The sequence below is a fragment of the Cytobacillus oceanisediminis genome (assembly GCF_007830235.1).
GTDB lineage: Bacteria > Bacillota > Bacilli > Bacillales > Cytobacillaceae > Cytobacillus > Cytobacillus oceanisediminis.
In genome coordinates, this window is the sequence record NZ_VLKI01000005.1 from 262,238 (window position 1) to 283,255 (window position 21,018).

At 42.6% G+C, this 21,018-nt stretch carries 18 protein-coding genes and 1 pseudogene; 16 read left to right on the plus strand and 3 right to left on the minus strand.

All coding sequences use genetic code 11. From position 1 onward, the window contains the following. Positions 1–15: 15 nt before the first annotated feature. From pgsA to IQ19_RS11590, 11 genes are all read left to right on the plus strand, one after another. Positions 16–594 (plus strand): CDP-diacylglycerol--glycerol-3-phosphate 3-phosphatidyltransferase, encoded by a 579-nt coding sequence (gene pgsA, locus IQ19_RS11540; protein ID WP_144542562.1) that lies wholly within the window; start codon positions 16–18, stop codon positions 592–594. Positions 595–617: 23 nt separating this feature from the next. After that, on the plus strand, positions 618–1,868 hold the full coding sequence (locus IQ19_RS11545) for a competence/damage-inducible protein A (RefSeq protein WP_144542563.1): 1,251 nt from the start codon (positions 618–620) through the stop codon (positions 1,866–1,868). 271 nt (positions 1,869–2,139) lie between these two features. Next, a complete protein-coding gene (gene recA, locus IQ19_RS11550) occupies positions 2,140–3,180 on the plus strand; it encodes a recombinase RecA (RefSeq protein ID WP_144542564.1) in 1,041 nt (346 codons plus the stop codon). 453 nt (positions 3,181–3,633) lie between these two features. Continuing rightward, positions 3,634–5,199, plus strand: a complete 1,566-nt coding sequence (gene rny, locus IQ19_RS11555; protein ID WP_394137118.1) for a ribonuclease Y — start codon at positions 3,634–3,636, stop codon at positions 5,197–5,199. A 161-nt stretch (positions 5,200–5,360) separates the two neighbouring features. After that, positions 5,361–6,158 carry a TIGR00282 family metallophosphoesterase gene (locus tag IQ19_RS11560; RefSeq protein ID WP_144542625.1) on the plus strand — a complete coding sequence of 266 codons (798 nt, stop codon included), beginning with the start codon at positions 5,361–5,363 and terminating at the stop codon, positions 6,156–6,158. Positions 6,159–6,905: 747 nt separating this feature from the next. Next, positions 6,906–7,166: a stage V sporulation protein SpoVS gene (spoVS, locus tag IQ19_RS11565; protein ID WP_026585459.1), complete on the plus strand. Its 261-nt coding sequence runs from the start codon at positions 6,906–6,908 to the stop codon at positions 7,164–7,166. 362 nt (positions 7,167–7,528) lie between these two features. Continuing rightward, positions 7,529–8,452, plus strand: coding sequence for a dipeptidase (locus IQ19_RS11570; RefSeq protein WP_144542565.1), 924 nt, complete (start codon positions 7,529–7,531; stop codon positions 8,450–8,452). A 300-nt stretch (positions 8,453–8,752) separates the two neighbouring features. Beyond that, the gene (locus IQ19_RS11575) at positions 8,753–10,489 is read left to right on the plus strand and encodes a 2-oxoacid:acceptor oxidoreductase subunit alpha (RefSeq protein WP_144542566.1); all 1,737 of its coding nucleotides are present in this window, start codon (positions 8,753–8,755) and stop codon (positions 10,487–10,489) included. Further along, positions 10,490–11,356 carry a 2-oxoacid:ferredoxin oxidoreductase subunit beta gene (locus IQ19_RS11580; RefSeq protein ID WP_144542567.1) on the plus strand — a complete coding sequence of 289 codons (867 nt, stop codon included), beginning with the start codon at positions 10,490–10,492 and terminating at the stop codon, positions 11,354–11,356. 319 nt (positions 11,357–11,675) lie between these two features. After that, positions 11,676–13,223, plus strand: a complete 1,548-nt coding sequence (miaB, locus tag IQ19_RS11585; protein WP_199749447.1) for a tRNA (N6-isopentenyl adenosine(37)-C2)-methylthiotransferase MiaB — start codon at positions 11,676–11,678, stop codon at positions 13,221–13,223. 1 nt (position 13,224) lies between these two features. Beyond that, a complete protein-coding gene (locus IQ19_RS11590) occupies positions 13,225–13,650 on the plus strand; it encodes a YlbF/YmcA family competence regulator (protein WP_144542568.1) in 426 nt (141 codons plus the stop codon). Positions 13,651–13,751: 101 nt separating this feature from the next. Here the strand turns inward: IQ19_RS11590 and IQ19_RS11595 are convergent, their stop codons facing one another. The 3 genes from IQ19_RS11595 to IQ19_RS11605 all read right to left on the minus strand — a co-directional run bounded on the left by IQ19_RS11595 (position 13,752) and on the right by IQ19_RS11605 (position 14,913). Further along, complete coding sequence (locus tag IQ19_RS11595; protein WP_144542569.1) at positions 13,752–14,102, minus strand: hypothetical protein; 351 nt, start codon at positions 14,100–14,102, stop codon at positions 13,752–13,754. Positions 14,103–14,186: 84 nt separating this feature from the next. Further along, positions 14,187–14,483, minus strand: coding sequence for a hypothetical protein (locus IQ19_RS11600; protein ID WP_144542570.1), 297 nt, complete (start codon positions 14,481–14,483; stop codon positions 14,187–14,189). 55 nt (positions 14,484–14,538) lie between these two features. Next, positions 14,539–14,913 (minus strand): hypothetical protein, encoded by a 375-nt coding sequence (locus tag IQ19_RS11605; protein ID WP_144542571.1) that lies wholly within the window; start codon positions 14,911–14,913, stop codon positions 14,539–14,541. Positions 14,914–15,259: 346 nt separating this feature from the next. Here IQ19_RS11605 and IQ19_RS11610 point away from each other — a divergent pair, with 346 nt between their 5' ends. From IQ19_RS11610 to mutS, 5 genes and pseudogenes are all read left to right on the plus strand, one after another. Beyond that, the gene (locus IQ19_RS11610; RefSeq protein ID WP_110065608.1) at positions 15,260–15,808 is read left to right on the plus strand and encodes an outer spore coat protein CotE; all 549 of its coding nucleotides are present in this window, start codon (positions 15,260–15,262) and stop codon (positions 15,806–15,808) included. A gap of 418 nt (positions 15,809–16,226) precedes the next feature. Further along, a pseudogene (locus tag IQ19_RS29105) lies at positions 16,227–16,541 on the plus strand (VOC family protein); the annotation flags it as partial. Positions 16,542–16,838: 297 nt separating this feature from the next. Beyond that, a complete protein-coding gene (locus tag IQ19_RS28455) occupies positions 16,839–17,276 on the plus strand; it encodes a VOC family protein (protein ID WP_394137214.1) in 438 nt (145 codons plus the stop codon). Positions 17,277–17,618: 342 nt separating this feature from the next. Next, positions 17,619–18,236, plus strand: a complete 618-nt coding sequence (locus IQ19_RS11620) for a PH domain-containing protein (RefSeq protein WP_144542573.1) — start codon at positions 17,619–17,621, stop codon at positions 18,234–18,236. Positions 18,237–18,398: 162 nt separating this feature from the next. Then, positions 18,399–21,014, plus strand: a complete 2,616-nt coding sequence (gene mutS, locus IQ19_RS11625) for a DNA mismatch repair protein MutS (protein ID WP_144542574.1) — start codon at positions 18,399–18,401, stop codon at positions 21,012–21,014. Positions 21,015–21,018: the final 4 nt, after the last annotated feature.

Genomic DNA, 21,018 nt, shown 5'->3' on the forward strand with positions numbered 1-21,018 from the left:
ACACGGAGGTAAATCATGAATCTGCCAAATAAAATTACTGTTTCACGCATCATGCTGATACCGATTTTTTTACTTGTTATGCTTGTTCCTTTTTCATGGGGAGAAGTAGCGCTGCTTGGAACTGAACTGCCGGTTACCCATCTTGTCGGAGCGCTTATCTTTATCCTAGCTTCCGTTACCGACTGGGTTGACGGCTATTATGCCCGCAAATACAATCTTGTCACCAATCTGGGGAAATTCCTCGATCCGCTTGCAGACAAACTCCTTGTATCTGCAGCCTTGATTGTACTGGTTGAATTAGGGCTTGCTCCCTCATGGATTGTCATCATCATAATAAGCCGCGAATTTGCAGTGACAGGTTTAAGGCTTGTCCTGGCGGGGGAAGGAGAAGTAGTCGCTGCAAACCAGCTGGGCAAAATCAAAACCTGGGCTCAGATCGTGGCCATTTCTGCATTGCTTCTACATAATATAATCTTTGAAATGGCTTCTATACCGTTTGATGATATTGCCCTATGGGTGGCTATGTTCTTTACAATCTGGTCCGGCTGGGACTATTTCGCAAAAAATAAACAGGCCTTTATCAACTCAAAATAAACAGGCTTAAAGGGGTCTTTTGAATGAACGCAGAAATTATAGCTGTCGGGTCTGAGCTTTTGCTCGGGCAAATTGTAAATACAAATGCCCGCTTTCTTTCCCGGCAGCTTGCTGAATTGGGCATCAATGTTTTTTATCATACAGTAGTTGGAGATAATCCTGAACGCCTGAAGTCAGTGATTAAAATTGCTGAAGAACGCTCAAATCTGGTCATCTTTACAGGTGGCCTCGGTCCGACGAAGGATGATTTAACAAAGGAAACGATTGCCCGCCATCTTGGCAAAGAACTCGTTATGGATGAGCAGGCTCTTGAGTCCATTAAGCTTTATTTTGAACGGACGAACCGGGAAATGACTGAAAACAATAAAAAACAGGCGCTTGTTTTCGAAGATGCCCAGGTTCTACCCAATGAACATGGGATGGCACCGGGAATGATCTCTGATTCGGGCAAGCATGTATATATGCTTCTGCCAGGGCCCCCAAAAGAAATGGAGCCCATGTTCTTGAAGCATGCTTATCCTGCCCTCCAATCTAAGCTCGAAACGGATGATGTAATCATCTCCCGTGTATTGCGCTTTTTTGGCATTGGAGAAGCTATGCTGGAAACTGAAATTGAGGATATTATCGATGCACAAAGCAATCCTACCATTGCCCCGCTCGCATCTGATGGGGAAGTTACACTCAGGTTAACAGCCAAACACAGCCAGGCCGATACTGCCATGATGCTGATCGATGAGGCAGAATCCAAAATAAGGGAACGTGTTGGCGAATTCTTCTATGGGTATGATGAAACTTCCCTTATGCACGAACTCACCAAGCTGATCAAGGAAAAAAACATGACCATTTCAGCTGCGGAAAGTTTGACAGGAGGCATGTTCCAAGAGGAGTTTACATCCATTCCGGGTGCCGGAGGCCTTCTGAAGGGCGGAGTTGTCTGTTATACAAATGAAGTGAAGGCCGAAGTTCTTAAAGTGCGCAAAGAAACAATTGAAAAAGAAGGGGTTGTCAGTGCCCAATGCGCAGCTGAACTTGCTGAAAATGTTGCCAGCCTGACAAACGCAGACATCGGCATCAGTTTTACTGGTGTAGCAGGACCGGATGAACTGGAAGGCGAACCTGTCGGAACCGTTTATATTGGAATTTGGATAAAAGGCAAGCCTGTCAAGACGGAAAAGCTGAATCTTGGCGGTTCAAGAGCGGCCAACAGAGTCCGTACTGTAAAATATGGCTGCCATTTTCTCATAAAAGCTTTAAAAGAAGATCAGAGTGCCTGAGAAGGCGTTCTGATTTTTTAATAGTAAAAAATATAGACAGACTTCTTTAGGGAATTCTATATTCGGCTTTATTTTGTACTCGAAAATTCTATTTTCTCTAAAAGATTTTGCTATTTTCAGGCGGGAAAGGCGCCTTAAAAAAATCGAATGGATGTTCGACTTTTTGCTCGACAAATGGTTTGAAAAGGTTTATAGTAGAGATAGGTTTTGAGATGAGACAAACGAATCTAAGCAAAAGATAGATTCGTCTATATAAAAGGAGGAACTATTAGTGAGTGATCGTCAAGCAGCCCTTGAAATGGCGTTAAAACAAATAGAAAAGCAATTTGGTAAAGGTTCTATCATGAAGCTCGGAGAACAAACTGACCGCAAGGTTTCTACTATTCCAAGCGGATCCCTGGCACTTGATGCAGCTCTTGGGGTAGGCGGCTATCCAAGAGGCCGTATTATCGAAATCTACGGACCTGAAAGTTCAGGTAAAACAACTGTAGCCCTTCATGCTATCGCAGAGGTTCAGGCTGGCGGCGGACAAGCAGCGTTTATCGATGCTGAGCATGCTTTGGACCCTGTTTATGCACAAAAGCTTGGTGTAAATATTGATGAGCTTCTTCTTTCCCAGCCGGATACAGGCGAGCAGGCCCTTGAAATTGCAGAAGCGCTTGTACGAAGCGGCGCTGTTGATATTCTTGTAATTGACTCTGTTGCAGCCCTTGTGCCTAAGGCTGAAATTGAAGGGGAAATGGGCGACTCCCACGTAGGTTTGCAGGCTCGTTTAATGTCCCAGGCGCTTCGCAAACTATCAGGTGCCATCAACAAGTCTAAAACAATTGCGATTTTCATTAACCAGATCCGTGAAAAAGTAGGAGTTATGTTCGGAAACCCTGAAACGACTCCTGGTGGACGCGCATTGAAATTCTATTCTACTATCCGCCTTGAAGTGCGCCGTGCTGAAACACTAAAGCAAGGCAATGAAATGGTCGGAAACAAGACGAAAATTAAAGTTGTCAAAAACAAAGTTGCTCCTCCATTCCGTGTAGCTGAAGTGGATATTATGTATGGTGAAGGAATATCTAAAGAAGGCGAAATCATTGACCTCGGTTCCGAGCTGGACATTGTCCAAAAGAGCGGTTCATGGTATTCATACAATGAAGAGCGCCTTGGCCAGGGCCGTGAAAATGCCAAGGTATTCCTGAAGGAAAATCCGGATATCCGCCTGACTATTCAGAAGCAAATCCGTGAGCACTATGGCCTTGATGAGGAAAAGGTGATCAGCGGCGACGAAGGGCAAGAAGAATTCGAGCTAGCCGATTAATACAGCTGCAGGAAAGCAAAGCCAACAGAAGGACGGCTTTGCTTTTTTTATGGATACAGTTTTTTGAGACTTATATAGCAGCTGTAAACATCAAGAGTTCTAATCAATCAAAATATTAAGAAAAGCCCTTTGTACAACCCCTTGACAATAAAATTCCACAGCTTTACAATTAAACATGTATATTTTACATTTTATATGTAAGGAAATATTTTTTTTGAGCTAGACTTTTGTCTGGCTTCAGGCTCCATCGGTCCTGAGTTTATAAGCTAATCGCTCTTGAACGCGATGCGTTACGAGAGCGGCAAATTTATGCTTGCCGCCGATAGGGGTGCCCAATGTTTTTTTAAGATTGAAACGTTTAAAAGCCTTAGTGCTGTATATTGAATTGGACAATGTACATGCCGACACTTTAAAAAACGTAACACAAACAAGTTCATAGCAAGAGGAGGTGAAATGATGGATCTTTTAACAGCAATCATCTCCATTTTGCTTGGCCTAATCGTCGGTGCTTTTGTTGGCTATTTTGTTCGCAAATCCATTGCTGAAGCTAAAATCGCAGGAGCTAAAGATGCTGCTGAACAGATTTTAGAAGACGCAAAGCGGGAGGCAGAGGCTACTAAGAAAGAAGCTCTGCTTGAAGCGAAGGATGAAATTCACAAGCTTCGCACAGATGCGGAAAGTGAAATTCGTGATCGAAGAAATGAACTGCAAAAACAAGAAAATCGTTTAATGCAAAAAGAAGAGAACCTTGATCGCAAAGATGAAACGTTAGATAAACGTGAAGCACTTTTAGAAAAGAGGGACGATTCTCTTAGCAAAAGACAACAGCATATTGAAGAGATGGAAAGCAAAGTGGACGAGATGGTTAAAGAACAACAAGCTGAGCTGGAACGCATCTCAGGCTTAACTCGTGAAGAGGCAAAGTCCATCATTTTAGAGCGCACGGAGCAGGAAGTGGCTCACGATGTCGCCATTATGGTAAAAGAGAGCGAGATTAGAGCGAAAGAGGACGCAGATAAGAAAGCGAAAGAAATCTTGTCACTGGCTATCCAAAGATGTGCAGCTGACCATGTTGCAGAAACAACGGTTTCAGTTGTCAACCTGCCAAATGATGAGATGAAAGGACGCATTATTGGCCGTGAGGGCCGTAATATCCGGACTCTCGAAACTCTGACTGGAATTGATCTCATTATCGATGATACACCGGAAGCAGTTATTTTATCCGGTTTTGATCCGATACGCCGTGAGACAGCACGCTTAGCTTTAGACAAACTGGTTCAGGACGGTCGCATCCATCCGGCACGGATTGAGGAAATGGTTGATAAAGCCCGCCGTGAAGTGGATGAGCACATCCGTGAAATTGGTGAACAAACAACTTTTGAGGTTGGCGTTCACGGTCTCCATCCAGATTTGATCAAAATCCTTGGCCGTTTGAAATTCCGTACAAGCTATGGCCAGAATGTGTTAAAGCATTCAATGGAAGTGGCACAGCTTTCAGGTTTGCTGGCTGCGGAATTGGGACAAGACGAAACATTGGCTCGCCGTGCAGGCTTGCTTCATGATATCGGTAAGGCGATTGACCATGAAGTGGAAGGAAGCCATGTTGAAATCGGTGTGGAACTTGCTACCAAGTACAAGGAGCATCCTGTTGTCATCAACAGTATCGCTTCCCACCATGGCGACACAGAGCCGACATCGATCATTGCCGTACTTGTCGCTGCAGCTGATGCTTTATCAGCAGCAAGACCAGGAGCAAGAAGAGAGACACTTGAAAACTATATTCGCCGTCTTGAAAAGCTTGAAGAGATTTCCGAATCCTACGAGGGCGTTGAAAAATCATTTGCCATTCAAGCTGGACGCGAAATTCGAATTATGGTTAAACCCGAACAAATTGATGACCTTGAAGCGCATCGTTTGGCCAGGGATATCCGTAAGAAGATTGAAGAAGAACTTGATTATCCAGGTCATATTAAAGTCACGGTTATCCGTGAAACAAGGGCCGTTGAATATGCAAAATAAAGCGATGCACATGCATCGCTTTATTTCTTTTTATGGGACTGTAGTGCATAATGCAGGAGTAATCTGTGTTACACTTATAAGAAAGCGAAATAAGGGGCATGCAAATGGCAGGCCTATCATACATACATTATTATAATCAGAAAAGCAGAAAGGGAAATGATATGAATATTTTGTTTGTCGGAGATGTAGTAGGCTCCCAGGGACGCGATATGATACGTGAATATGTCCCTAAACTTAAAGAGAAATACCGTCCGCAAATCACCATTATTAACGGGGAAAACGCGGCAGGCGGAAAAGGAATCACCGAAAAAATTTATCGCGGCTTTTTGGAGGCAGGCGCACAAGCTGTCACACTCGGAAATCACACATGGGATAACAAGGAGATCTTCGAATTTATTGACCGCGCCAAGTATATGGTGCGACCGGCCAATTTTCCTGCGAATAACCCGGGAAAAGGCATGGTATTCTTAAAATATAACGCAGAAGAAGTGGCGGTCATCAGTTTGCAGGGCAGAACATTTATGAATACAAGTGATTGCCCGTTCCAGAAAGCAGATGAATTAATTAAAGAAGCCCGGGAAAGAACTCCATATATATTTGTTGATTTCCATGCGGAAGCAACCAGTGAAAAGCAGGCAATGGGCTGGTACTTGGACGGAAAAGTGTCTGCCGTGATTGGAACGCACACGCATGTACAGACAGCAGATAACCGCATTTTGCCTGGCGGGACAGCCTTTATGTCTGATGTAGGCATGACAGGACCTTATGATGGCATTCTGGGTGTTGAAAAAGAAGCTGTGATCAAAAGATTTCTAACCGGACTGCCGGTCCGCTTTGAAGTTCCTAATGAAGGCAGGACACAACTAAGCGCAGCTATCATTGAACTGAACACAAAAACTGGATTGGCCAAAAAAATCGATCGAATTTTAATCAATAATGACCATCCTTTTTATTCTTAAAAAACTGACTGCATTCGGATTCCTTCCGGATGCAGTTTTTATTTTGGCTTCCTGAAAGGCGGTCAGATTGGGGAGTTGTGCAAAAAAGTGCAAAAGTGGTTCATATAATCAAAAAGTTGAACGTAAAATGGATGAAGTGGTTCATTTTTTTTTAAGTTGAACGTAAATTGGCTGAAGTGATTCATAAATTTTAAAAAGTGAAACGATTCCGGCTCGAATGATGCAAAAACGTGAAAGACAGATTCAAAAGACTGTTAAAGACACGTGATACACAGCTAATTTCCTGAAAGGGGCATAAGATTTAAAAAAACAGCTTAAAAATTTGATTTCATGAATTTTCTAGATTGAAACTTAAATGGGCTGCCAGTTATTTTTATTCAGCATGTAACTTACCGATTTACAGTTTACCTAGCAGTTCCAGGAATTATCTAAAACCTATTTCTCATTATATTGGACATCTGCACTTTTCGCCGAAAAATCACCGCTGACATCCCACCCCAAAAAATAAAATAAGCCTAAATCTTTGCTTTTTTTGTCCAAGCCGGAATATGTGTTTTCAATACTGAATATAGTAGCAATGGAATGATATATATACCTGATGCTAAATTCCATCAAAGCAATCGTGTGTAAGCCCGAATAGAAAGATTAAAGGGTATAAGCCCTTAAGTAAGGCTTTTAGCCTAATTGAAGGGCAGCCAGCGCTTTGAGCAGGGCATGCAGGAGGGGTAAAACGAGGAGGAGCTAGGAATGGAAATATTAAAAGTTTCAGCAAAATCTAATCCTAATTCTGTAGCTGGTGCGCTTGCTGGGGTTCTTCGCGAAAGAGGAAGTGCAGAAATCCAGGCAATTGGTGCGGGTGCATTGAACCAGGCTGTTAAGGCAGTAGCGATCGCAAGAGGATTCGTAGCGCCTAGCGGAGTGGATTTAATTTGTATCCCGGCATTCACGGATATTCTGATTGATGGTGAAGAGCGGACAGCAATCAAACTGATTGTGGAACCACGGTAGCCAAAAGGCTGCAGAATTAGGAGTCATCCATTGTCATAAGCATAAGTTAGCATTGTATAAGGTGAAACGTCCATCAGTGAGGTTTTTTCACTGATGGTTAGTTGAGGCCCGCACGATGCGGGTCACTCAGACGTTGCCGCAGGACGTGTCGTTTTTAGTCAGAGTTCTGATAATGGGACATTTACAGGCAGTTGATCCCCCTATTTTATTCTTAATGGAAGTGCAATACTTTAATGGGGTCATACTGCCCGTAAATGCGGGATAATTTCAGGCTAATCAATAAAACCTGTTTGCAGCATAGGCAAACAGGTTCTTTTTTTAATAAGATAAGGCTATTGAGAAAAAGGAGAGGAAGACAGCTAATGAAAATCTTTGATGCGCATTGTGATGTCCTTTATAAAATGTTTATGGATCGGGAGATAGATTTTAAGGATTCAGGCAAGCTGCAGGTAAATCTTGAAGGGCTGCAGGGTTCGCAGCTAAAGGTCCAGTGCTTTGCCATATATGTTCCGGAGTCTGTCCATCCTGAAATGAAATTCAATGCTGCTTTGTATATGGTCGATCTATTTTATGAAAAAGTGCTTAAAGCTTATCCGCAAGTGAAGCTTATTTCCAGCCGCCAGGATATCGACAGGTTAAAGGATGATGAGATAGGAGCTGTACTCACATTGGAGGGGTGTGACGCGGTCGGGTGTGATCTTCTTAAGTTGAAAACACTTCTCAGGCTGGGCGTTTCATCAGTGGGCTTGACTTGGAATTATGGAAACTGTGCAGCGGACGGCGTCATGGAAGAAAGGGGAGCCGGATTGTCCTCTTTTGGCAAGCAAGTGGTCTCTGTATTAAATGCTGCTGAAGCTTGGTGTGATGTATCGCATCTTTCTGAGCGGGGATTCTGGGATGTGATGGAATGGGGCGATTTTCCTTTTGCATCCCATTCGAACTGCTATTCGCTTTGTCCTCACCCCCGAAATTTAAGTAATGAGCAAATTGAAGCACTGATTGAAAGAGATAGTGTCTTGGGGATCACGTTTGTGACCGAATTTTTATCAGGCAAACAAACTGCAACGATTACAGATATATTAAGGCACCTTGAACATGTGTGTTCACTTGGGGGAGAAAACCACGTCGGCTTCGGTTCTGATTTTGACGGTACAGATGGGCGGGTGCAAGGGTTGGAGAATGCAAGAAAATACGATTACCTGATGAACGAACTCACAAAATACTATACTGATATACAGGCTGAAAAGTTTTTATTTCTGAATTTTTATAACCGGTTTCCAAGGTGAAAATATTAAAAAAACAGTATTACAAGGGTTTGCATGTGCCAGTCCAACCTGAAAAAAATCAATCTATTTATCATTTTTCAAAAAATAAAAAAATATTCATCTTTTAGCCAATAAATATTCAGAAAGGGTTGCTTTTTTAGACACATAGGTCTAGAATTGAAAGCGTTTAGTACCCATTCATCTTCCAAAAAATAGCCGAAACATAAGGGTTAAACCATCAGGAGGACTGGACAAGTACTACACTTATATTAATGAAACGTTTTTACATAATTTCTTAACGTAACTAAAGGGGTGTAAGACATGATCAATCAACTTTCATGGAAAGTTGGAGGACAGCAAGGGGAAGGTATTGAGAGTACCGGAGAAATTTTTTCCATTGCATTAAATCGTTTAGGCTACTACCTGTACGGTTACCGCCACTTTTCATCACGCATTAAGGGCGGGCACACGAATAATAAGATTCGCGTAAGCACGTCACAAATTCGCTCAATTTCGGACGATTTAGATATTCTGGTAGCTTTTGACCAGGAAACAATTGATTTAAACTACAAAGAACTTCATGATAAAGGGATCATGATTGCAGATGCAAAGTTTGATCCTAAACAGCCAGAAGATACGAAAGCAGCATTGTATGCGGTTCCATTTACAGAGATTGCTACAGAACTAGGAACATCCCTAATGAAAAACATGGTTGCCGTTGGAGCAACATGTGCAGTGCTAAACTTAGATATTAAAGTATTTGAAGAAGTTGTTCAAGAGATTTTTGGACGCAAGGGACAGCAAGTTGTGGACAAGAACATGGAAGCAATCCAGGCTGGCTTTGACTTCATGAAAGAAAAACTTAGCGATGATGTAGAATTAATGGAGCTTGAAAAAGCAGATGGCATGAAGCGTTTATTCATGATCGGAAACGATGCGATCGCTCTTGGAGCACTTGCAGCTGGATGCCGTTTCATGGCAGCTTATCCAATCACACCTGCTTCCGAAATCATGGAATATTTGATTAAGAAGCTTCCAGCGCTTGGCGGATCTGTTATCCAGACAGAAGACGAAATCGCCGCAGCTACTATGGCAATCGGTGCCAACTACGCGGGAGTTCGTGCTCTTACAGCATCTGCTGGTCCTGGTCTTTCTCTTAAAATGGAAGCAATCGGCCTGTCAGGCATTACAGAAACTCCGCTTGTCATTGTTGATACTCAGCGTGGAGGCCCTTCAACAGGACTTCCTACTAAACAGGAACAATCAGACTTAATGGCAATGATTTATGGTACACATGGTGAGATTCCAAAAATCGTTCTTGCTCCAAGTACTGTACAGGAAGCATTCTATGATACTGCAGAAGCATTCAACCTTGCTGAAGAATATCAGTGCCCTGTTATTGTTCTTTCAGATTTGCAGCTTTCTCTTGGAAAGCAAACAGTGGAGCCGCTTGATTTCAGCAAAGTGGAAATCCGCCGCGGAAAGCTTGCAACAGAAGAGCTTCCTGAAATTGAAAACAAAGGCTACTTCAAGCGTTTTGAGGTTACAGAAGATGGAGTTTCTCCTCGTGTAATCCCTGGCATGAAAAACGGTATCCACCATGTTACCGGTGTTGAGCACGACGAGACTGGAAAACCTTCAGAATCAGCTGCTAACCGGAACGCGCAAATGGATAAGCGTTTCCGTAAAATTGAAAACATCAAATTCAATACACCAGTTCACAAGAATGCTCCTCACGAAGAAGCAGACTTGTTAATCGTAGGTTTCAACTCAACTCGCGGCGCTATTGAAGAAGCAATGGGCCGCCTGGAAAAAGATGGCGTTAAAGTTAACCATGCACAAGTTCGCTTAATTCATCCATTCCCTGCAGATGAATTATTGCCGCTTGTGAAATCTGCTAAGAAAATCGCTGTAGTCGAAAACAATGCTACAGGGCAATTAGCAAATATCATGAAGATGAACGTCGGACATGCTGAGAAAGTTCACAAGCTATTAAAATACGACGGAAATCCATTCTTGCCACATGAAATTCACACAAAATGCAAGGAGTTGTTCTAGATGGCCACATTTAAAGATTTTAGAAATAATGTAAAACCAAACTGGTGCCCAGGCTGTGGGGACTTCTCCGTGCAGGCGGCGATTCAGCGTGCGGCAGCTAATGTTGGTTTAGAGCCTGAAAACTTAGCGGTTGTTTCTGGTATCGGGTGTTCCGGACGTATTTCCGGTTATATAAATTCATACGGCTTCCACGGCATCCATGGACGTTCATTGCCAATCGCCCAGGGTGTTAAAATGGCTAACCGCGATCTAACTGTTATTGCTTCCGGCGGTGACGGGGATGGATTCGCAATCGGTATGGGCCATACGATACATGCGATCCGCCGTAATGTAAATATTACTTATATCGTTATGGATAACCAGATCTATGGTTTAACAAAAGGACAAACTTCACCGCGTTCTGCGGCTGGTTTCAAAACGAAGTCAACACCTCAAGGTTCCATTGAGCAGGCTATTTCTCCAATGGAAATGGCGCTAACAGCAGGGGCGACTTTCGTTGCTCAAAGCTTCTCAACAGACTTAAAAGATTTGACTGCATTAATTGAAGCAGGAATCCAGCATGATGGATTCTCTTTAATCAACGTATTCAGCCCATGTGTTACTTATAACAAAGTAAACACTTATGACTGGTTCAAAGAGAACCTTACTAAATTAAGCGACATCGAAGGCTATGACAATTCCAATCGTGAATTGGCTATGCAGACGCTTATGAAGCACGACGGCTTATTAACAGGCTTAATCTATCAGAATACTGAGCGCAAATCTTACCAGGAATTGCTTTCAGGATACTCTGAAACTCCTTTATCAAAAGCTGACCTTAACCTTGACCAGGCTCACTTTGATAAACTTGCAGCTGAATTTATGTAATAAGATGAAGTCCGGGTTCCCGGGCTTCTTTTTTATGTATCTCAATTTTTTAGTATATGTGACGATTATCACGCCATAAAAACCAAAATTAGTCTACTATTAGTATTTATGCAGGATTAAAAGTATCCCTGATTGTACATAGATGTAATAGCTGCCTGATGAGAGGCAGGATACGGTTTTCTATTGTTTTAACCGGGCGGAACCCTTATACTATAATAATGTGCATATGTATAAATTCCATTGCTGCACATTCCATTAATATGGCTGAAAATTGAGTTGAAATGATAGATGCTTACTCAAAGAAAGAGAAAGGGGATAAATGATGAACGAAAAACAACGTTTAGAAGGTCAGCAAGTGCAAACAGCAAATCCTTCGGACAAAAAATCCGAGAAGGATTACAGCAAGTACTTTGAAACAGTTTATACTCCTCCTTCCTTAAAGGAAGCGAAAAAACGCGGAAAAGAAGAAGTTAAATACCATAAAGATTTTGACATTCCGGAAGAATTTCTTGGAATGGGCAAAGGCCGCAGATTCTATATCCGCACGTACGGCTGCCAAATGAATGAACATGATACAGAAGTTATGGCTGGGATTTTCCTTGGCCTTGGCTATGAACCAACAGATACAGTGGAAGACGCCAACGTAATCTTGCTTAACACATGTGCAATACGTGAAAATGCAGAGAATAAAGTGTTCGGCGAGCTGGGTCATCTTAAGCATTTGAAAAAAGAAAACCCGGATGTCCTGATAGGTGTTTGCGGATGTATGTCCCAGGAAGAATCCGTTGTGAATAAAATTCTTAAAACCTATAACCAGGTTGACATGATTTTCGGAACTCACAATATCCACCGCCTGCCAAACATTCTTCAAGAAGCCTATATGTCCAAAGAGATGGTTATTGAAGTATGGTCTAAAGAGGGAGATGTTATTGAGAACCTTCCGAAAGTACGCCGCGGCAATATTAAAGCATGGGTAAACATTATGTATGGCTGCGATAAATTCTGTACGTACTGCATCGTCCCTTATACACGCGGTAAAGAACGCAGCCGCCGCCCTGAGGATATTATACAGGAAGTGCGCCAATTGGCCGCGCAGGGCTACCAGGAAATTACCCTTCTTGGGCAAAACGTAAACGCGTACGGCAAAGATTTTGAGGACATGAAATACGGCCTTGGCGATTTAATGGATGAAATCCGCAAAATCGACATTCCGCGCATCCGCTTTACAACAAGCCATCCTCGTGACTTTGATGATCATCTGATTGAAGTGCTCGCAAAAGGCGGCAATCTTGTCGAGCACATTCATCTGCCTGTACAGTCAGGTTCAACAGATGTATTGAAAATCATGGCACGGAAATATACAAGGGAACAATATTTAGAGCTTGTTCGTAAAATAAAAGCAGCTATTCCTGAAGCAACTTTTACAACCGATATCATTGTCGGCTATCCAAACGAAACAGAAGAGCAATTTGAAGAAACACTTTCCCTGTATCGTGAGGTAGGTTTCGAATCTGCTTATACGTTCATTTACTCACCGCGTGAGGGCACGCCTGCTGCCAAAATGGTGGATAATGTGCCTATGGAAGTGAAAAAAGAGCGTCTACAGCGCCTGAATGCTCTTGTTAATGAACTTTCTGCTGAAGCGATGAAAAAATATCAGGATCTGGTTGTCGAAGTTCTTGTTGAAGGGGAAAGCAAAAACAATCCGGATATTCTTGCAGGCTACACAAGAAAGAACAAACTGGTTAACTTTAAAGGGCCAAAAACAGCCATTGGCAAGCTTGTTAAAGTAAAAGTAACAGATGCGAAGACATGGTCCCTAAACGGAGAAATGATTGAAGAACTAGACGCGGTTGAGGTGAAGTAATATGGCAAAGTACACAAAAGATGAGATCGTAGAACGTGCGAAAGAATTGGCACGCATGATCGCAGAAACAGAAGAAGTAGAATTTTTTAAGCGTGCAGAAGCACAGATTAATGGAAACGAAAAGGTTAGCGTAACAATTACAACCATTAAAGGTTTGCAAAAGCAGGCAGTAAATCTTCAGCATTATGGTAAAGCAGAAGCGTTAAAGAAAACCGAAGACAAAATTTCTGCTCTTGAAAAAGAACTTGATGAAATTCCGGTAGTCCAGGAATTCAAGCAGTCCCAAGTTGATGTAAATGAATTGCTTCAAATTGTAGCAAATGCTATTTCGAACACTGTAACAGACGAAGTCATTACATCTACAGGCGGAAATCTGTTAAGCGGGGAAACAGGCTCAAAAATTAAAAACAGCAGCTGCTCCCACTGATAAAAGGAACCGAAACACCCTGCACCTAAGAAGTGCAGGGTGTTTATTTACGTTCTATTTTAAGGGAGGAAAATCGTTTTTGCCATGGGTTGTGGGGCCGTTTACTGGTTTCTCAGTAATTCTACTGCTTTTAAAAACTCTTTGCGGTATTCCTGCTGCTCTATTAGGGCAGCATTTAATGTTGATAAAAGAGATTGATTTAGCATTTTGGTTCCTGTATCGTCTGATTCTTTGTCCAAAAAGTTCAGGAGAAAGGTGTATACGAGAAGCAATGTCGAGTAGTTATCGACATACGTGAGGTTAATAGCCCGTCCTCCCGTACCGCCTGCAGCATGGTTATTGATTGACGGAATTCCAGCTTCGGCAGCCATATCTATGAGCTCCTTTGGAATACCCAGCTGCTTGAGTACTTCTGGATCTAAATCCAGCTTATTCGTGTTGTTATTTAGCATGGTACTCCCTCCCTTCTTTTTGGACAATTTTTTTCTCTAACATAGATCATTAGTAATCTTTTTTATACCAGCCGCATAACGATGTTACGCTTTGTTGCTTTGCTGCTGAGTTGTGCCATTAACAGCAATAGCTGTGGAGTCGCCGCCATTTGCAATGTTATATTGTGCTGAAAGAATTGGAATGTTGATCAAAGCTGCATTGATGGCAAATCCGCCTACAGAAATTGGCAGCTGGCCGTTTAAATTAGTTTGTGGAAGGTTTGCTTGTGCAGCAAAAGTAAATGCTTCAGCTTCGTCACCGCTGTCGGCTCCATTTACATTATCGCCAAATGGCAATACGCTGTTATTTTCCTGGTCGTCATAGCATCTTCCTGATAGCATGGATGTTCACCTCCTCCAAATAGTTGAAGTGGCATAGTTCTTCTTGAAATTCTGTCTAAGAATCCTTTTTCGTTAGGTTTGAAAGGTCCATATCTAAAAGTTTTTGTCCATTTACAGATAATTTAACCTGTTTATAATCCTCGGATGTTTCTACAACAGGCAGCAGATTTTTTAGTGCAGGAATCATATTGCCGATCCCGGAGGAATTTTTCGAGCAGAGCCCTTCCAAGTTTTTCAATGGCTTAAGTGCGTCTTTAATACTTTCTCTTAACTCATCTGACTGGATTTTTTCCAGCCCTTTGGAGTAAAAACCGCCCAATGAGTCTGTTAATTTGGCAACCACATTTTCTGCATATTCCTTCGCTTCTTCTCCTGTCAGCTCTTTTCCATTGATTGAAACCTTATAACTGGAGTTCTCCTTGTCTGCCATTCCTGTTCACCTCCTTCTCGTTAGTTTATTATATTGATCCATGAGCCAAGCTGTATCCGCATATGCAGTAGGACAAACGTGCAATTTTTATATACATACCTATTAGAGATAACAGCAGCCCAAATATGAGATGGGTATTTGCCCATTTACTGCAGAAAATTAGAAACATACCATTGGAGCGATTAATTCCTCTGATTCAAAATGCTGAAACCGGAACATTCGCCCGGTCCCGGCATACTATAAATCATGCCAATACTTTTGCCTAACATTCATCAAAAATTATCGCACACTAGTCTAATATCCCGCATAGGATGAATTGAAAATGAATGAGGAGGGTTCGCTCGCAATGGGAGACTACAGAGAGATTATAACGAAGGCAGTCGTTGCGAAAGGACGTAAATTTACACAGTCCAATCACACGATTTGCCCATCACACCATCCGTCAAGCATACTTGGCTGCTGGATCATAAACCATACGTACGAGGCGAAAAAGGTTGGAAAAACAGTAGAAATCTGCGGCCGTTATGACATTAACGTTTGGTACTCTTTCAATAATAATACAAAAACTGAAGTTGTTACCGAACGGGTTGAGTATACAGATGTCATTAAGTTGAAATACCGTGATCCGGACTGTTTGGATGACCATGACGTCATCGCCCGCGTACTGCAGCAGCCGAATTGCTGTGAAGCAGTCATTTCCCCGAACGGAAACAAAATTATCGTCACTGTTGAAAGAGAGTTCATGGTCGAAGTGATCGGCGAAACAAAGGTTTGTGTAGCCGTTCATCCAGACAAATGTGACTGCGACGATGACGAAGTTTGGGGCCTTGACGTAGATGATGAAGAATTCGAGGATTTAAATCCAGATTTCTTAGTAGGAACTGAAGAAGAATAAACGTTAACTAGGAGGTTTTGCTTCCTAGTTTTTCTTTTTGTATGGCTCGTTAAATTTGTGTGTTGATTTCCGCTGCAGGCACTCAGCGAACCGCGGGCTACCAACGCTCCTCGAAGTTATACGCCTGCGGGGTGGTCTCCCTTCGGTGCGCTTTTCCAGCAGGACTTTGAACAAGCATCCTCGAATAAACACCGCACGAAAAAAATGCGAATGCATTTTCGAGGATTGGGCGCCTTCCGCTCCAATCAACACAATGTTAAATCAACAATTAGCTTTTACATAGCCTTTTGTAAAAAGGATTTTGCATCAGTCCATTATCAAGCAAAATGCCGATGTGTTCTTCCGTCTTTAGGCTGAATTCAGCTCCTTATTCTTTCTTTAAAATGAAGATACAAATCCATGAAGGGAAGATGGAAAGATGAAGATATATCAGCTGAATTTAAAATGCCATGATTTAGATAGTATGAAAGTTTTTTATACAAAAGTCTTGGAGATGGAGTTAATGGCAGAAACGGAACATTATTTTACTATAATGGCTGGCACAACTAAAATCCTGTTTGAAAAAGATGAAACAAGTCCTTTTTATCATGTGTGTTTCCGAACAAATGCCGATTACTATGAACACATGTATCAAAAATTGGGCCAGGAAAGTGTGCTGATTTCAAATGAGAAAGGCGAATACAGCATGTTTTGGAAAGGCAAGCAGGCCTATTTTGTGGATCCGGATGGAAATATCTTAGAAATGCTGGAACGGCCGTTTAATGGAGAAGAGGAAGAAGGGCTCGGCTGGCATGATGTCGGTGAAATTGGCTTGCCCGTCCCTAATATTGCAGATATGGAGCGGGAATTAAATAAGATTTTGCGAAATGAACAAATCGATTCCAGTGAGACGTTTGCTTTTTATGGGGACACCCAGGGAGTTTTTGTCCTCGTGAAGGAGGGTCGCTATTGGTATCCCACTGAAAGGCCGGCTGTTAGTTCTCCTATAAAAATATTTGCTTCAGGTGATAAAGATGCAACGTTTAAGCACATAGAATGTCCATATGAAATCATCGTAAGAAAGGAATGGAAAGGAAGTGTGCCAGCGGTTCAGTTTCGCATTGCCCGGCCGACAAACCAGCTGGAAAAGCTCATTGACTTTTATGAAAAGGGATTGGGGCTCGAGCGAATCGGCGAGTTTTGGCAGCATGAAGGCTATGATGGAATTATGCTGGGCCTGCCTGACAATCAATATCATATAGAATTCACACAATCGGAAGAAATAATGGAGCTCCCCCATCCAACAAAAGAGCATCTCTTCGTCTTTTATGTTGCCAACCGGTTTGAACGGGAAAAGATTGTTAACAGGCTTGCCTGCATGGGGTATCGAGAGGTGGAACCGGAAAACCCATACTGGGGAAGGGGCGGAGTAACGATTGAGGATCCGGATGGCTGGCGGATTGTTTTGATGAATACGGCAGGGATATAAAGCCTTTTTTTGAAGGCTTTTCTTTTTTACTTGGCTGTGTTAAAGCTCCCTCTAGATTGGAGCGGAAGACGCGAGCTCCTCGTAAATGCATTCATATTTCCTTCGTGCGGTGTTTATTAAAGGATGTTTGTCGAAAGTCCTGCGGAAGGAGTGTGTCAAAGGGAGACCCCGCAGGCTCGCGCGCCGAGGAGCGTCGGACCGCCCGCGGTTCGCTGAGTGCCTGTAGCGGAATTCAACAGGCAAGGTTATCAGAGTCTTTTACATAAAAAACATAAACTATCTTTTTCCTAAATATGTTAAAATAGGACTGTGGCAAAATGAAAATTGAAAGGTTGAGAGTTTATGTTTAAAAGAGTTGCCTCTGATGTATTAGGGCTTAGCGATGTAGGAAGCGTAATCCAGCCGGCAGATTATGATAAAGTCGATGCGGATGATTATGTGCTTCATGAAGATAATGAAAAGATCTATTTCCTGATTAAATCCAAAACAGATGAATATTGCTTTACGAACAAGGCGCTTATTCATTTGGATGGAACAAGTGCAGTCAGCAAAAAACGTACCCTTAAGCGCTACAGCTATAGAGAATATAGTATTTCCAACGTGATGCTCGAAACAGCAGGAACGGTCGATTTGGATATTGAAATCAAATTTGTCATAGGATCTGAGGCATTTTCAATCGATGTACATAAAAAGCATATTGAAGAATTGAAAGATTTATATAAAGCCTTAATCCGCATCGCCGAGATTTGCCGTGAAAATGAAGTTTCAATGGAGTATGCTGAAAAAAGTTTGAATTTGGCTGCCAGCACATTGGGCCGCTCAGCCTCGAATCAGGATTCAAACGTTGTGGACAATTTCCGTGTATTAAACGAAACAGCTTTCAACTGGCTGATGAACAGCCGCAAGAAATACAATGTAAAAGATTTCGGCTATGTTTTTGAAAAGTATATTAATAACTAAGCAGTAGTGCAGCTTTCCGAATGGGGAGCTGTTTTTTTGCTCCCCAAATTTTGCCCATCTGAGTCATCAAACAATCTATGATATAATGAAAAAGACGTTCTCAGAGTGAAACTTTGAAAACTGGCATAGAAAATAATAGATTATTTGACGTTGGAGGAAGTTATGGCAGCAGCATACACGCCTATGATACAGCAATATTTACGAGTAAAGGCAGAATACCAGGATGCCTTTTTATTTTTTCGCCTGGGCGATTTTTACGAAATGTTCTTTGATGATGCGCTTAAGGCATCACAGGAACTGGAAATCACGTTAACCAGCAGGGAAGGCGGCACGGAAGAGCGAATTCCGATGTGCGGAGTTCCATATCATTCGGCACCGGTCTATATTGAACAACTGATCGAAAAAGGCTATAAAGTCGCAATCTGCGAGCAGACTGAGGATCCCAAACAGGCAAAAGGCGTTGTGCGGAGGGAAGTTGTCCAGCTGATTACGCCTGGGACGATGATGGAAGGCAAAGGCCTCCAGGAAAAAGAAAATAATTACATTGCCTCTATCTCTGCATTTGAGGATGAAACGTTTGGATTTGCCACAAATGATTTATCTACAGGTGAAACGAAGGTAACGATGCTGAGCGGCGGTTTTGAGGAAGTTTTAAATGAGCTATCTTTGTCAGGCGCAAAGGAAGTCGTTATTTCTTACGATTTTAACGGAGAATGGCAGCGGAAAATGAAAGAGCGCTCTGTCATGGCCATTTCATTTGAGGACGATTGCGAGATTGGCGATTCCTATGAAAATCTGCTTTCAGACCTAAACCAGGACAAGCTTAGACTCACGTCGTCCAGATTAATAAACTATCTGTATCGGACTCAAAAAAGAAGTCTTGATCATCTTCAAAAAGTAGCTACCTACCAAATCAGCCAATATATGAAGGTCGACTATTTTTCAAAAAAGAATTTGGAGCTGACGGAAACGATTCGCAGCAAAGGGAAGAAAGGCTCACTGCTCTGGCTGTTGGATGAAACAAAGACGGCAATGGGCGGAAGGCTTTTAAAGCAATGGATTGACAGGCCGCTTATTAATGAAAAAGAAATCAAGCGCCGCCATTCCATTGTGGAAACATTGATCGGCTCTTATTTTGAACGCGAAGAAATCCGGGAAAAGCTGAAGGAAGTCTATGATCTTGAGCGCCTTGCCGGGAGGGTGGCATTCGGAAATGTGAATGCACGTGATTTGGTGCAGCTGAAACGGTCACTTCAGCAGATTCCCATTTTAAAAGAAATGGTCAGCGGGCTGCCAAATGATGAGGCAGTAAAACTGGCTGAACGGCTTGATGCCTGTGAAGAGGTAGCCGATACGCTGGAATGTGCAATCATGGAAAATCCGCCGCTTTCACTTAAAGACGGCAATATCATTCAGGATGGCTACCACGAAGAATTGGATCAATACCGGGATGCCAGCCGGAACGGGAAAACCTGGATCGCCCAGCTTGAGAAGCAGGAACGGGAGAAAACAGGCATTAAGTCGTTAAAGATCGGCTTTAACCGTGTGTTCGGCTATTATATTGAAGTAACGCGCTCCAACTTGCACCTCTTGAAGGAAGGGCAATATGAACGCAAGCAGACGCTGACAAATGCGGAAAGATTCATCACGCCTGAATTGAAAGAAAAAGAAGCGCTTATCCTCCAGGCACAGGAAAAGTGTGTTGAGCTGGAGTATGAGCTTTTTACCAATGTCCGCGAGTATGTAAAAGAATATATTCCTAGATTGCAAAAGCTGGCTAAAACGGTAAGTGAGCTGGATGTATTGCAGTGCTTTGCCGCTGTCAGTGAGCAAAGGCATTACACCAAACCAGCTTTTTCAGACGAAAGACGAGTTTATATAAAAGACGGCCGCCACCCAGTGGTTGAGAAGGTCATGAACGCACAAGAATATGTGCCGAATGATTGCTACATGGATGCAGACAGAGAAATGCTGCTCATTACGGGGCCCAATATGTCCGGTAAAAGTACGTATATGCGCCAAATCGCGCTGACAGCTATTTTAGCTCAGATCGGCTGCTATGTGCCTGCTTCAGAAGCAGTTCTGCCAATCTTTGACCAGGTATTTACGAGAATCGGGGCTGCAGATGACCTGATTTCAGGCCAAAGTACTTTCATGGTTGAAATGCTTGAAGCAAGGAATGCAATAGTCAATGCCACTCAGAATAGCTTGATTTTATTCGACGAAATCGGCCGTGGTACTTCGACCTATGATGGAATGGCGCTGGCACAAGCTATTATCGAATACATCCATAACCGGATTGGTGCGAAAACGTTATTTTCCACTCACTATCATGAGTTGACTGTACTTGAAGAAGAGCTGGAAAAAGTGAAAAATATCCATGTCAGCGCGGTCGAGCAGAACGGCCGAGTGGTCTTCCTTCATAAAATTAAAGAAGGGGCAGCTGATAAGAGTTACGGGATCCATGTTGCCCAGCTTGCCGAGCTGCCGAATGAGCTGATTGTAAGAGCGAATGAAATTCTGACAGGGCTTGAGTCCAAAGAAGCCGAGGCAAATAATGTTCCCCGGCAGGAAATTCAAACACCTGCTGCTGAAAAAGTAGAAGAGCCTGCTGCCCAATTATCATTTTTTGAAGAACCGGAAGATGTGAAAAAATTGCCGGCCAGCTCCAAGGAAAAGAAGATAATCGAAAAAGTGAAAGGTCTCGATATTCTTGATATGACGCCAATGCAGGCGTTAAATACATTATATGAGCTGCACAAAAAACTAAAGAACTAGCAAA

Coding starts and splice junctions, on each gene's coding strand:
- pgsA (WP_144542562.1), top strand. CDS start 16: ATGAATCTGCCAAATAAAATTACTGTTTCACGCATCATGCTGATACCG.
- IQ19_RS11545 (WP_144542563.1), top strand. CDS start 618: ATGAACGCAGAAATTATAGCTGTCGGGTCTGAGCTTTTGCTCGGGCAA.
- rny (WP_394137118.1), top strand. CDS start 3,634: ATGATGGATCTTTTAACAGCAATCATCTCCATTTTGCTTGGCCTAATC.
- IQ19_RS11560 (WP_144542625.1), top strand. CDS start 5,361: ATGAATATTTTGTTTGTCGGAGATGTAGTAGGCTCCCAGGGACGCGAT.
- spoVS (WP_026585459.1), top strand. CDS start 6,906: ATGGAAATATTAAAAGTTTCAGCAAAATCTAATCCTAATTCTGTAGCT.
- IQ19_RS11570 (WP_144542565.1), top strand. CDS start 7,529: ATGAAAATCTTTGATGCGCATTGTGATGTCCTTTATAAAATGTTTATG.
- IQ19_RS11575 (WP_144542566.1), top strand. CDS start 8,753: ATGATCAATCAACTTTCATGGAAAGTTGGAGGACAGCAAGGGGAAGGT.
- IQ19_RS11580 (WP_144542567.1), top strand. CDS start 10,490: ATGGCCACATTTAAAGATTTTAGAAATAATGTAAAACCAAACTGGTGC.
- miaB (WP_199749447.1), top strand. CDS start 11,676: ATGATGAACGAAAAACAACGTTTAGAAGGTCAGCAAGTGCAAACAGCA.
- IQ19_RS11590 (WP_144542568.1), top strand. CDS start 13,225: ATGGCAAAGTACACAAAAGATGAGATCGTAGAACGTGCGAAAGAATTG.
- IQ19_RS11595 (WP_144542569.1), bottom strand. CDS start 14,102: ATGCTAAATAACAACACGAATAAGCTGGATTTAGATCCAGAAGTACTC.
- IQ19_RS11600 (WP_144542570.1), bottom strand. CDS start 14,483: ATGCTATCAGGAAGATGCTATGACGACCAGGAAAATAACAGCGTATTG.
- IQ19_RS11605 (WP_144542571.1), bottom strand. CDS start 14,913: ATGGCAGACAAGGAGAACTCCAGTTATAAGGTTTCAATCAATGGAAAA.
- IQ19_RS11610 (WP_110065608.1), top strand. CDS start 15,260: ATGGGAGACTACAGAGAGATTATAACGAAGGCAGTCGTTGCGAAAGGA.
- IQ19_RS11620 (WP_144542573.1), top strand. CDS start 17,619: ATGTTTAAAAGAGTTGCCTCTGATGTATTAGGGCTTAGCGATGTAGGA.
- mutS (WP_144542574.1), top strand. CDS start 18,399: ATGGCAGCAGCATACACGCCTATGATACAGCAATATTTACGAGTAAAG.